This is a genomic window from Microbacterium sp. 2216-1, from assembly GCF_046507855.1.
In the GTDB taxonomy this organism is placed as follows: domain Bacteria; phylum Actinomycetota; class Actinomycetes; order Actinomycetales; family Microbacteriaceae; genus Microbacterium; species Microbacterium esteraromaticum_C.
On sequence record NZ_JBKFTM010000001.1, the window covers coordinates 1,555,255 to 1,567,489 of the forward strand.

Annotated in this window: 14 protein-coding genes and 1 tRNA gene; 3 read left to right on the forward strand and 12 right to left on the reverse strand. The window is 66.4% G+C overall.

The window, feature by feature from the left end:
- Positions 1-51: 51 nt before the first annotated feature.
- The 10 genes from ACLD0U_RS07235 to rplU form a co-directional block, all read right to left on the reverse strand.
- Positions 52-127 (reverse strand) — tRNA-Ala (locus tag ACLD0U_RS07235).
- Between the two features lie 113 nt (positions 128-240).
- Positions 241-603 (reverse strand): ribosome silencing factor, encoded by a 363-nt coding sequence (gene rsfS / locus ACLD0U_RS07240; RefSeq protein WP_410340185.1) that lies wholly within the window; start codon positions 601-603, stop codon positions 241-243.
- A gap of 26 nt (positions 604-629) precedes the next feature.
- Positions 630-1,676 carry a hypothetical protein gene (locus ACLD0U_RS07245; RefSeq protein WP_410340186.1) on the reverse strand — a complete coding sequence of 349 codons (1,047 nt, stop codon included), beginning with the start codon at positions 1,674-1,676 and terminating at the stop codon, positions 630-632.
- A complete protein-coding gene (gene nadD, locus ACLD0U_RS07250) occupies positions 1,673-2,275 on the reverse strand; it encodes a nicotinate-nucleotide adenylyltransferase (RefSeq protein ID WP_179410605.1) in 603 nt (200 codons plus the stop codon). Before nadD ends, ACLD0U_RS07245 begins: the two co-directional genes overlap by 4 nt.
- 6 nt (positions 2,276-2,281) lie before the next feature.
- Entirely contained in the window at positions 2,282-2,491 is a 210-nt protein-coding gene (locus ACLD0U_RS07255) for a hypothetical protein (protein WP_179410604.1), read from the reverse strand.
- A gap of 49 nt (positions 2,492-2,540) precedes the next feature.
- A complete protein-coding gene (locus ACLD0U_RS07260; RefSeq protein ID WP_410340187.1) occupies positions 2,541-3,818 on the reverse strand; it encodes a glutamate-5-semialdehyde dehydrogenase in 1,278 nt (425 codons plus the stop codon).
- Between the two features lie 66 nt (positions 3,819-3,884).
- Entirely contained in the window at positions 3,885-4,673 is a 789-nt protein-coding gene (proB, locus tag ACLD0U_RS07265) for a glutamate 5-kinase (RefSeq protein WP_179410602.1), read from the reverse strand.
- Positions 4,670-6,169 (reverse strand): GTPase ObgE, encoded by a 1,500-nt coding sequence (obgE, locus tag ACLD0U_RS07270; RefSeq protein ID WP_179410601.1) that lies wholly within the window; start codon positions 6,167-6,169, stop codon positions 4,670-4,672. The genes proB and obgE overlap by 4 nt, the downstream gene beginning before the upstream one ends.
- Before the next feature lie 97 nt (positions 6,170-6,266).
- Positions 6,267-6,524, reverse strand: coding sequence for a 50S ribosomal protein L27 (gene rpmA, locus ACLD0U_RS07275; RefSeq protein ID WP_179410600.1), 258 nt, complete (start codon positions 6,522-6,524; stop codon positions 6,267-6,269).
- A gap of 19 nt (positions 6,525-6,543) precedes the next feature.
- Entirely contained in the window at positions 6,544-6,852 is a 309-nt protein-coding gene (rplU, locus tag ACLD0U_RS07280) for a 50S ribosomal protein L21 (RefSeq protein ID WP_179410599.1), read from the reverse strand.
- A 215-nt stretch (positions 6,853-7,067) separates the two neighbouring features.
- On the opposite strand from rplU, the gene ACLD0U_RS07285 reads away from it, so the two are divergent.
- Complete coding sequence (locus ACLD0U_RS07285; protein WP_206549630.1) at positions 7,068-7,343, forward strand: DUF4031 domain-containing protein; 276 nt, start codon at positions 7,068-7,070, stop codon at positions 7,341-7,343.
- Here ACLD0U_RS07285 and ACLD0U_RS07290 read toward each other — a convergent pair.
- The gene (locus ACLD0U_RS07290; protein WP_410340279.1) at positions 7,299-9,662 is read right to left on the reverse strand and encodes an Rne/Rng family ribonuclease; all 2,364 of its coding nucleotides are present in this window, start codon (positions 9,660-9,662) and stop codon (positions 7,299-7,301) included. The two genes, ACLD0U_RS07285 and ACLD0U_RS07290, sit on opposite strands and share 45 nt — an antisense overlap.
- Positions 9,663-9,910: 248 nt before the next feature.
- On the opposite strand from ACLD0U_RS07290, the gene ACLD0U_RS07295 reads away from it, so the two are divergent.
- Both ACLD0U_RS07295 and ACLD0U_RS07300 read left to right on the forward strand, forming a co-directional pair.
- Positions 9,911-10,348, forward strand: coding sequence for an N-terminal phage integrase SAM-like domain-containing protein (locus ACLD0U_RS07295; protein WP_410340188.1), 438 nt, complete (start codon positions 9,911-9,913; stop codon positions 10,346-10,348).
- Positions 10,349-10,470: 122 nt separating this feature from the next.
- Positions 10,471-10,695: a hypothetical protein gene (locus tag ACLD0U_RS07300; protein WP_410340189.1), complete on the forward strand. Its 225-nt coding sequence runs from the start codon at positions 10,471-10,473 to the stop codon at positions 10,693-10,695.
- 622 nt (positions 10,696-11,317) lie between these two features.
- Here ACLD0U_RS07300 and ACLD0U_RS07305 read toward each other — a convergent pair.
- Positions 11,318-12,178 (reverse strand): DNA adenine methylase, encoded by an 861-nt coding sequence (locus ACLD0U_RS07305; protein ID WP_410340190.1) that lies wholly within the window; start codon positions 12,176-12,178, stop codon positions 11,318-11,320.
- Positions 12,179-12,235: the final 57 nt, after the last annotated feature.

The following is a 12,235-nucleotide window of genomic DNA, read 5'->3' on the forward strand; positions in this document are numbered from 1 at the left end:
ACCCCGGAAACACAGAAGAGCCCGACCTGTTGGTCGGGCTCTTCTTGTATGTGGTGGACCTGAGGGGACTCGAACCCCTGACCCCCTGCATGCCATGCAGGTGCGCTACCAGCTGCGCCACAGGCCCATTTTGTTTTCGAAGCGTTTCTGCCCCGGCAACTAGATCAGCATACTACGGAGCGCTCATCGGTTGCGAATCGCCCCGTCCGGCCGGGTGTGTCGCCGGCCGGACGGCGCGCGTCACATCCCGTTGTTCGCTTCCGGAACGGGGTTGCTGAGCTCGATCGGCACCAGCGGGCAGTCCTTCCACAGGCGTTCCAGCCCGTAGTAGACGCGCTCCTCCGCGTGGAACACGTGCACGATCAGATCACCGAAGTCCAGCAGCACCCAGCGCGCCTCAGCACGCCCCTCCCGGCGCACGCGCTTGTGGCCCGACTCGATGAGCTTGTCCTCGATCTCGTCGGCGATCGCGGCGACATTGCGCTCGCTGTTTCCCGTGACGAGCAGGAAGATGTCGACCAGCGGAAGCGGGCCGGACACGTCGAGCGCGACGAGGTCCTCACCGCCCTTGTCGCTCGCCGCGTCTGCGGCGATCTGAAGCATTTCGACTGCGGACTGTAGTGCTTGCATCAACCGAGAACTCTCGTGGTGAAGGCGATGATCAGAGCAGCGGCCAGCGCGAGCGCGAGTCCACCGGCGATGATCGCCAGGGTGAGCATGAGTTTGTTGCCCTTGTCGGGCGCCGGGGGGCGAATGACCTCGCCGGCCGGCTTCGAGGTCGCAACCGCTGATGCGGCGGCGATCGGGGTGGGCGAGGAAGCCGGTGCGAGCTCACCATCGATGAGCACGGCGTCGGCTTCCTTCCCGTCAGTCGTACCGACGGCGTGGCCCTGCGAGCCGAGACCGTCAGGCAGCGCGTAGGTGCCGGTGATCAGCAGCTCACCCGTGGAGGCGACCGGACCCGAGAGCGAGCCGACGCCGGGAGACGGCGTGAAGATCAGCGCCGTCGATGCGCTGTGCGATCCTGAGGATCCCCCACCGAGCAGATCGTCGAACGCCGTCGGATGCTGCGAATGCTCGTCATGGCGAACACCGATGCCGAACGCCGCACCCACCTTCGGACGATCCGCGGGCTCGTGTTCGTGCGTGTCCGGCACGGCGAGTCCGGCCTCGGCCGCACGAGCGGCGAAGAGTTCTTTCAGTGACGAATGCCCCTGTTCGGCAGGCGCCGACACCGCGGCGTCCGTTGCCGGGCTTGCCGGCTTTGCGGGTTCTTCCGCGGGAGCGAACCCGGGAACCGCCGAGACGACGTTCTCGCGCTCAACAGGCCTCGGTTGCGCCGGCTCTGCGTCGGCGGCCGGTGCGACAGTATCCGCCTGCTCGGGCAACGGGACCGAACCCGTACGGATGCGCTCCTGAGCGCGCGCCGCGCGGCGCGTGAGCGGAACGTGCGGTTCTGCCGACGGCTGCTCCGGAGTCGATTCCGTCGCATCCGACGTCACCGGTGCGGCAGCGGGCGACGCGACATCGGCCGGCGCCGTCTGCTCCGGCTCCTCGGGCGTCGCGTCGGCGGATGCCTCTTCGTCGGTGATGACCGGCGTCGAACCGGTCAGACGGATCTCACGCAGCTGTTTGCGCGTGAGACGTGCCTGACCGTCCTGGTTCGATGTGCTCATGTCCTACTCCGATACAGATGATGCTTCGCGATGTACTGAACCACTCCGTCGGGCACGAGGTACCAGACGGGCTGTCCCTCTGCCACTCGCTCACGGCACGCCGTCGACGAGATCGACAGCGCCGGCACCTCCAGCTGGCTGACGTTATCGGTCGGCAAGCCGTCGGTGCTCAGTACGTGTCCGGGTCGGGAGACCGCGACGAAGTGGGCGAGATCCCACAGTTCATCATGGTCCCTCCAACTGAGAATCTGCGCTACGGCATCCGCTCCGGTGATGAAGAACAGCTCAGCATCGGGACGCTCGCGCTTGAGATCACGGAGCGTGTCGATCGTGTACGTCGGACCGGCACGGTCCACATCCACACGGCTGACCGTGAAATGCGGATTGGATGCCGTCGCGATCACCGTCATCAGATACCGGTGTTCGCTCGGCGTCACATCGTGCTTCTGCCACGGCTGCCCGGTGGGCACGAACACGACCTCATCGAGGTCGAACGAGTGCGCGACTTCACTGGCCGCGACCAGGTGCCCGTGGTGGATGGGGTCGAAGGTGCCGCCCATCACGCCAATGCGCGGTGCCCGGGCCGTGGAGTCGTGCATGTAGTCCTAGTGGCCGTGGCCGTCCTTGCCGTGACGCTCTGCGTACGCCTCGGCCTTTGCCGAGTGACGGTTGGCGACGTGACGGTACGACAGTGCCACGACCGCCATCCCCGCGAACACGATCGCCGCGATCACACCGAAGATGAAGGTTTCGGCAGCGACGTTTCCGTGCTCCGACTCGGCTGCGGCCATCGCGATCTGTGCGACGAGGTTCATCCTGACTCCGTTTCTGACCTGACAGGGGAAAGCCTGTCCAGTCTAGTCCTCACCCGCGGGTCTGGCCGGATCCGCGCGCCAACCACTTCGTGCTGGTCAGCTCCGACAGGCCCATCGGGCCGCGTGCGTGCAGCTTCTGGGTCGAGATGCCCACTTCGGCGCCGAAGCCGAACTCGGCGCCGTCGGTGAAGCGCGTCGAGGCGTTGACCATCACCACCGCGGAATCCACCTCTGCGAGGAACCTCTCGGCATTGCGTGAGTCGGTGGTCACGATCGCCTCGGTGTGACCCGTGCTGTAGCGGCGGATGTGGTCGAGTGCCTCGTCGAGATCCTCGACGACCTTGATCGCCACGTCCAGGCTCAAGTACTCGGCCTGCCAGTCGTCCTCGGTCGCCGGAATGACGTTCGACACCAGCCCGGCGACCATTTCGTCACCGTGAATCGCCACACCCTCGCTCTGCAGCGCGCTGGCGACGACCGGAATCAACTGCGGAGCCGCCTGCCGCAGCACCAGCACCGTCTCGACGGCGTTGCACACACTGGAGCGCTGCACCTTGGCGTTGACGACGATGTCGCGTGCCCAGTCCATCGGTGCCGACTCGTCGAGAACGATGTGGACCACACCCGAGCCGGTCTCGATCACCGGGACGGTCGATTCGGTGACCACTGTCTCTATCAGCGCGGCACTTCCGCGCGGGACCAGCACGTCCACGAGGCCGCGACCGTGCATCAGCGCCTTCGCGCCGTCACGACCGAAGTCATCCACCGTCTGGATCACTTCCGCATCCACCCCGATGCCCGCCAACGCAGAGCGCATGATCTGCACGAGCACCGTGTTCGACTCTCTTGCGGCGCTGCCACCGCGCAGCACCACCGCGTTGCCGGCGCGCAGCGCAAGCGCGGCGATGTCGACGGTGACGTTGGGCCGCGCCTCATAGATCGCACCGACAACACCGAACGGCACGCGCACCTGCTCCAGGGCGACGCCGTTGGGCATCCGATGTCCGCCGAGAACCTGACCGATCGGGTCGGGAAGTGCCGCGACGTCGCGCACGGCGGCGGCCAGCGCCGCGACGCGTCCCGCGTCGAGACGCAGACGGTCGATCAACGCATCGCCGATGCCGTTCTCGCGCCCCCGTGCGATATCGACAGCGTTCGCCTCGAGGATGCTGTCGACGCCCGCCTCGATCGCCCCGGCGATCGCCGAGAGGGCACGTTGCTTGTCGTCGCTGGTCAGTCGGGCGATCGATCGCGAGGCGTCCTTCGCTCGCGACAGACGATCCTGGGCGGTGTCGGTGGACGCGTCCGATGCGATCGTGGTGCTCATCCGGTCAGTGTAGCGACGCGTCAGCGCGCCGCGGGCCGTGTGACCGCGGATGCCGCGGAACAAGGGTCAGGCCGACAGGATCGGCTCGAACCACGTGCCGATCGGGGCACCTTCGAGGGCCTTGCCGACGAGGTCGGCGCTCGTGACGAGCACACCGATACCCGACGAAGCCGCCATCCGGGCAGCGGACACCTTAGTCGCCGCTCCCCCGGTGCCGACGCTGTTGACGACCGACGCGCCGAACTCCAGACCCGCCAGGTCGGAATCCGCGGCGATGACGTCAATGGGCTGCGCCTGGGGGTCGGTGGGCGGCTTGGTGTACAGCGATTCGACGTCGCTGAGCAGCACCAGGGCATCGGCGCTCACCAGCTGGGCGACCAACGCGGCCAATCGATCGTTGTCGCCGAAGCGGATCTCCTGCGTGGCGACCGTGTCGTTCTCGTTGACGATCGGCATGATGCGCAGCGAAAGCAGCCGATCCATGGCGCGCTGGGCATTGCTGCGCGAGGTGCGATTCTCGAGATCCCCCGTGGTGAGCAGCACCTGCCCGGCGACAATCCCGAACGGGCGCAGCGCCTCCTGGTACCGGAAGACCAGCACGTTCTGCCCGACGGCGGCAGCGGCCTGCTGGGTGGCGAGGTCGGTGGGGCGCGCGTCGAGCGAGAGGAAGGGGATGCCCGTGGCGATCGCCCCGGAGGACACCAGAATCACCTCGGTGCCGCGACGATGCGCGGATGACAGCGCCTGCACGATCATCGGGATACGCCACGAGGCTTCGCCACTGATCGACGAGGAGCCGACCTTGACGACGATCCGCGATGCCGAGGCGAGATCCGCACGCGAGAGCGCGGTCATTCCTCGCCCTCGCGGGATGCGCGGCGCTGCTCCTCGAGTTCTTCTCGTGCAGCGGCCTTGGCGTCCATGCGCTCGTAGTACCGCTCACGACGCTCCTGCGTCGTGCGACGGCTGCTGCCACCGATACGGATGTCGGTTCCACGCGGAGAGGTCGCCAGCTCGGCGGTCGACTGGATAGAGGGCTCCCAGTCGAAGACGACACTGTTGTCGCCGGTGCCGATGACGACCGTCGAACCCGGCGTCGCGCCCGCCTTGAAGAGGGCATCCTCGACGCCAAGTCGTTCAAGTCGGTCACCGAGGTAGCCGACGGCCTCTTCATTCTGGAAGTCCGTCTGCTGCACCCAGCGCACCGGCTTCTCGCCGAGCACGCGGTACAGGTTGCCGTACGTGCCGCCCTCGACCTTGATCTCGAACTGAGCGGTCGCGCCCCGGGGGCGGATGACGACACGTTCGGCGGGCACCTCGACTGCCTGCTCGGCGCGATGCGCATCGACCAGCTCACCCAGGGCAAAACTCAGCGGGCGAAGTCCCTCATGCGACACCGTCGAGATCTCGAACACCCGGAAGCCGCGCGCTTCGAGGTCGGGGCGCACAAGCTCGGCGAGGTCACGCGCCTCGGGAACATCGATCTTGTTCAGCGCGACCAGCTGCGGCCGCTCCAGAAGAGGTGTCTGCCCCTCGGGGACGTGGTAGGCACCGAGTTCAGCGAGGATCACATCAAGGTCGGAGAGCGGGTCGCGGCCCGGCTCCAGCGTCGCGCAATCGAGCACGTGCAGCAGCGCTGAGCAGCGCTCGACGTGGCGCAGGAACTCCAGGCCAAGGCCCTTGCCCTCGCTGGCGCCCTCGATGAGCCCCGGCACATCGGCGACCGTGTACCGGCTGTCACCGGCCTGCACAACACCCAGGTTGGGATGCAGGGTGGTGAACGGGTAGTCGGCGATCTTCGGCCGTGCAGCCGACATCGCGGCGATCAGACTCGACTTGCCCGCTGAGGGGTAGCCCACAAGCGCCACATCGGCGACCGTCTTCAGCTCCAGGACGACGGCGTTCTCATCGCCGGGGGTGCCCAACAGGGCGAAGCCCGGCGCCTTGCGCTTGGGCGATGCCAGCGCCGCATTGCCCAGGCCACCACGGCCACCGGCCGCGACGACGAAGCGCTCCCCTGGCGTGAGCATGTCGTGCAGGACATCGCCGTCGAGCGTCTTCACGACCGTACCCAGCGGAACGGGCAACTCGACGGTCTCACCGGCGGCGCCGGAGCGCAGGTCTCCCATGCCGAACCCGCCGTTGCCGGCGTTACGGTGCGGCGAGTGGTGATACGACAGCAGTGTGGTCACCTGCGGGTCGCCGACGAGGACGATGTCGCCACCGTCGCCGCCGTTGCCGCCGTCCGGGCCACCCAGTGGCTTGAACTTCTCGCGCCGTACCGAGACACAGCCGTTGCCGCCCTTGCCTGCACGCAGATGCAGGGTGACGGTGTCGACGAAACTGACCATGTGGCTGCTCCTCCTGTGGGAGTCCCCGCGACGCGAGGGTGAAAAAACGCAGACGGGGCGAGCCGAAGCCCGCCCCGTCTGTGAGAGTCTGCTGTGCTTACTGAGCGGCAGCGACGATGTTGACGACCTTGCGGCCGCCCTTCGTGCCGAACTCGACGGCGCCCGACTCGAGGGCGAACAGCGTGTCATCGCCACCACGACCGACCCCAGCGCCGGGGTGGAAGTGGGTGCCGCGCTGACGGACGAGGATCTCGCCGGCGTTGACGGTCTGACCGCCGAAGCGCTTCACGCCGAGTCGCTGTGCATTGGAGTCACGACCGTTGCGGGTCGAGCTCGCGCCCTTCTTATGTGCCATGTCTGAGCCTCTTCCGTGCTTACTTGATGCCGGTGATCTTGACGCGCGTGAGCTCCTGGCGGTGGCCCTGACGCTTCTTGTAGCCGGTCTTGTTCTTGTACTTCTGGATGACGATCTTCGGGCCGCGGAGGTCACCGATAACCTCGGCAGTGACCTTGACCTTCGCCAGCTTGTCAGCGTCGGTGGTCACCGTGGCGCCGTCGACGAGGAGCACGGCGGGAAGTTCGATCTTCTCGCCCTGGGCAGCCTGAACACGGTCGAGCTGAACGATCGTGCCGACCTCGACCTTCTCCTGCCGTCCACCGGCGCGCACTACTGCGTAAACCACTTCATACCTGTTTCGTTGGGGAGCGAGTCGCTCCGAGAATCTCACGGGAAGACTGTTGCTTGCGTTCGACGCCATCGCGACGGGTGCGGACGCAAGACTTCTCCTGCAAACGTCAAAAGCCGACAGGGGTCTCGCACCAAAGGACAACTTTACCGGATGCTGCCCGATGCCGCAAAGTCGACGTCACTCATTCGCTCCAGCCGTATGCTCGGCGTATGGCCGTACTCGTCGATGACCCGATGTGGCCGGCGCACGGCCGGCTGTGGGCGCACCTCGTCAGCGACGAGAGCCTCGACGAGTTGCACGCGTTCGCGGCCGCGCAGGGCATTCCGCAACGCGCTTTCGATCGCGACCACTACGACGTTCCCGCCGACGCCGTGCCCCGCTTGCGCGAAGCGGGTGCACAGCATGTCAGCGGCAAGGAGCTCACTCGGCGGCTGATCGGGTCAGGACTGCGCGTCCGAGCCCGGGACCGGCGTCGACTGCTCTGAGCCCGAGGCGGACGCCGACCCAGGCGTCAGCATCGCGGTCGTCACACGACGACGGTTGCGCCCCTGCCCCGGGGCCTTGGGTTCCGGAAGCGCATCGAGCACCGAGTCGAGCAGCTGCTCGGCCTCGCTGCGCGGGGCCTTGCGCTCGGTGTTGCGCTTCTTGCGCGGCTTCTTCGGCCGCTCGGCGGCCGGCTCGGCCGCTGGCTTCTCATCGGCCACGGCAGCGTCCGTCGCCAGTGCGTCCGCCGTCGGTGCGATGGTGGATGCGGCGATCGCGGCAAGAGCCGACTTGGCGCCTTCGGTGATGCTGTGGGTGCCACCGTTGGCCGCCGCGGGCTGCGAGGCCTGCTGCTGGTTCTGGCTCTGATTCTGGTTCTGCTGCTGCGAGGAGGACTGCGATCCGCCGCGCGAACGACGGCCCTGACCGCCATTCGATCCCCCACCACGGTGCTTGACAACCGGGTCGTGATGCACGATCACGCCGCGACCGGCGCACACCTCGCACGCCTCGCTGAAGGTCTCCAGCAGTCCGAGGCCCAGTTTCTTGCGCGTCATCTGCACCAGCCCCAGCGAGGTCACCTCGGCGACCTGGTGCTTGGTGCGGTCACGGCTCAGGCACTCGACCAGGCGGCGCAGCACCAGGTCGCGGTTGGACTCGAGCACCATGTCGATGAAGTCGACGACGATGATGCCGCCGATGTCGCGCAGACGCAGCTGTCGGACGATCTCCTCAGCCGCTTCGAGGTTGTTCTTGGTGACGGTCTCTTCGAGGTTTCCCCCCGAGCCGACGAACTTGCCCGTGTTGACGTCGACGACGGTCATCGCCTCGGTGCGGTCGATCACCAGCGAGCCGCCCGAGGGCAGCCAGACCTTGCGGTCGAGCGCCTTCTCGATCTGCTCGGTGATGCGGTACGCGTCGAACGGGTCGACGTCGTCGGTGTAGGTCTCGACGCGCTCGAGCAGGTCGGGGGCGACGCTCTCGAGGTAGGCGCGGATGGTGCGCTGTGCGTCATCGCCGTGGATCACCATGCGGGTGAAGTCCTCGTTGAAGACGTCGCGGACGATCTTGACGAGCAGGTCGGGCTCGGCGTGCAGCAGCGCCGGCGCCTGCTGTGAGGCGACCTGCTTCTGGATGTGCTCCCACTGCGAGGTGAGGCGCTGAACGTCGCGGGTCAGCTGCTCCTCGGTCGCCCCCTCGGCAGCGGTGCGAACGATGACACCAGACGACTCGGGCAGCACCTCCTTGAGGATGCGCTTGAGGCGCGCGCGCTCGTTGTCGGGCAGCTTGCGCGAGATGCCGTTCATCGATCCACCGGGGACGTACACCAGGTAGCGTCCCGGCAGGGAGATCTGGCTGGTCAGACGAGCACCCTTGTGGCCGACGGGGTCCTTCGTGACCTGAACGAGCACCCGATCGCCGGGCTTGAGCGCGAGCTCGATGCGGCGCGGCTGGTTGCCGGTCTGAACACCGTCCCAGTCGACCTCGCCCGAGTACAGGACGGCGTTTCGACCGCGGCCGATGTCGACGAATGCCGCCTCCATGCTGGGCAGCACGTTCTGTACGCGCCCGAGGTAGACGTTGCCGATCAGCGACGCGTCCTGGTTGCGTGCGACATAGTGCTCCACGAGCACGTCGTCCTCGAGCACGCCGATCTGCGTGCGACCGTTCTTGGCGCGCACGACCATCATGCGGTCGACGGACTCCCGTCGCGCGAGGAACTCCGCCTCGGTCACCACAGCGCGCCGCCGACCGGCGTCGCGGCCGTCACGACGGCGCTGCTTCTTGGCCTCCAGGCGCGTGGAGCCCTTGATCGCCTTCGGCTCGGTGATGTACTCGACCGCGCGCTGGCGCTGACGCGGCTCTTCGTGACCGTCGTCACCCTCGGATCCGCGACGACGACGTCCGCGGCGGGATCCTCCCGGGCCGCGCTCGTCTTCGTCGACGTCGTCGCGCCGAGGACGGGCCGGCAGCGCCGTGATCTGCGGGGCGTGGAAGTGCAGTTGGGTGGACACCCGCGAGACGAACACCTCGGGGATCAGGCCCAGGCTCACCGCCGTCACCGGCTGGGGCTCCTCGGGCTCGGCGGGCGCGGATGCCACCGGCGCGGCCTCTTCGTCGGGAACCACCTTCAGCGGATCCGTCACGACTTCGGCGTGAGCCGATGCCTCGACTGCGGCGCCCTCGACTACCGGCTGAGCCGGCGTCGCGTCGAGGGTAGGGGTGTTCTTGTCATCGTTCTCTTCGGCCATCTCTGGCTTGCTCCCTGAGCGGGCACTGCGTGCTCCGCGAAAATTCGTGCGGCGAACTGCGCCGCTGATCAATCGGCGTGTGATCGGCTCCTGCCGGATCACGAGGGGCATTCGGCCCCGAAGTCTCGTCGATGCCATCGCGAGTGATCGCGACGTCCTCTGCAGTCATTATCGCACCTCCGAACCAAAGTACCTACTTGCCAGTCAGGAGTATGCGAGTCGGGGTAGTGGACCGAAACGGGTGGGCAAGGGTCTCCCGCTCCGACCCTGGATGACGGCGCGCTCTCAGTCCTGTCACGGGGTGAAGGGCGCACATTATGTCCACCAAGAAGAACCGCGCGAGGCTCTGGAATCCGGCGACGAAGAAGCACGATGATGTGGGGGACTACGACACTCTGGAGGAGCGGGACGTGGTCATAGCGCAGGCTCGCCTGGAGCGCAGCCAGGGCAAGGTCCCGAAGGTCATCGAGGACAAGGCCAAGGGCGGCGAGTTGTTCGTCACCTTCGCGGAACGCACCCTCATGGACCGGAAGCGCCGGGTCATTCTCTCGACCTGGCAGAACTACAACAACATGCTCCAGAAGTGGGTGGTGCCCACCTTCGGAGAGATGAAGCTCCGCGACATCACGCCCCGCGACGTGGATCGATGGTTCAACGAGGTACTCCCCCAAGGGCTCACCCTCGAACGGTCAGCGCTACAGCATCCTCTCCATGGTGATGATCCGCGCGGTGAAGATGCAGGAGATCGCGTCTAACCCCTGCATCGTGGAGGGCGTCGCCGCGACGAAGACGAAGCGCAGGCCCACGTGGAGCTGGGAGCGACTTCCACGTCCTCCTGGACGCCGCGGCGACCGATCCGGAACGAGCGCTCCTCTGGGTGCCCGCTGGCTCTGGGCGCCGCATCGGAGAAGCCCTCGCGCTCAACGTCGAGGACATCGACTTCGAGCACTCCGAGATCACCGTCTCTCACCATATGGTGAATACCGAGAGGCTGGAGGGCACCAAGGCTCACCCGGATCAGGTCCGCTATCTGACGATCACTCCCCAGGCCCTGAAGGCTCTCCAGACGCAGGCGAGCAACTCCGGGCCGGTGCTTTCGTGAGCACGCGAGGAGGCCGTCTGGGCTACGACCGAGCCCGCAGGACGTTCGACAGCACCCGCTCCTCCCGAGGGCTGGATGACCTCCTGATCCACGATCTCCGCCACCTCAGCTTGACCGCCTTCGGCAAGACCGGAGCCACCCTCTCCGAGATCATGGCGAGGGGCGGCCACAGCGACTTCCGAACCGCGCCGCTACCAGCACGCTTCTCGTGATCGGAATCGTGCGCTGATGCACAAGATGGCGGAGATGATTCCGTGATGATGGGACGGCAGTGCGAGCACCTGACCACCGCGCTCGCCGGAGAGCGAAATGCCACGTGAACGACGACGAGACCCTACGCACTCCCCACCGTCCGACCGCCGACGAGATGAGTGCTAGGTTCGCCGCTTTGTGGGCTGAGGCGGACGCGGCCATCCGCTCGGACGTTGGGCTCGTAATCGAGCTGGACAAGGCTGCCGGAGCTGCTGCTCGTGGCGAGACGTTGCCACCGCTGCCGCGCTCTCCGCATGAGGATGATGTGGTGGACGAGCGCACCGCCCGGCGACGAGAAGCGGATCGGCGGCGATGGCACGCACGGAAGGCTGAGAGGGCCGCTGCTGCGAGCGAAACCTCTAGAACGCGATCAGGCAGCTGAGGCGGTCCTGAGCTGAGGTATCCCAGCAACGGAGATGTCAGGGCTCGTGACCATGAGTTCGGTACCTACCCGCTTCACTGCGGCGGTGTAGTTGAGGTCAAAGGCGTATTGCGGGTATCCCTCGTAGAGTTCCTGGATCTGGGGTACGAGATCGTACGTGAGCACCCAGGGCTGCTCTAGCCCGCGCACAACCGTGGCCAACTCGGCGTGGTCGGTGGGTGTGTAGAAGTTCGTGTAGAGGCCCGATCCCTTGCCGTAGTAAGGCGGGTCGATGAAGTGCACAACTCGATCTGACCGCTCGGACATGCCGCGCAGGAAGTCCTTGCCGTCCTCCCGCATGATCGAGATGGAGCGCTTGTAGCGCGCGATGCGCTCGATCTTGTCCACGATGACGTCCTTGGGGAACCGGCAGTCCAACTTGTAGTTGCCCGTCTGGTCTATCCCCCCGATAACACCGCCTTTGATGACTCCGGAGCGATTCGTCCGGTTGAGAAAGAGGGTGGCGAATGCGAGTTCGAGCGATGGTTCATCCTTCATTGCCCGATAGGTCTCGCGCTGCGTGTACCACTCATCCATCGTCACCGGTGTGTCGGAAACGAGGCGAACCAGCTCGTCGGTCTCGTTGAGCATCGCGTCCCAGAGAGAGTAGATGCCGGGGTCGATGTCGTTGAGAACGATCCGGCGAACAACTCCTTCGAAGAGGAGGGACAGTGCGAGCCCGCCGCCCCCAGCGAACGGCTCGGCGTAGGTCGTCTTGCGCAGACCGTTCCATTCAAGGAGCGGTGACGCGAGCTTGAACAACGCGGTCTTGCCGCCCGGATACCGAAGAGGTGAGGGTGTGATGGGCATGGGTTCACTTCGTTTTGCTAGCGGGGTCTCTCGAACGTTACAGCGTCTCGGCGACGT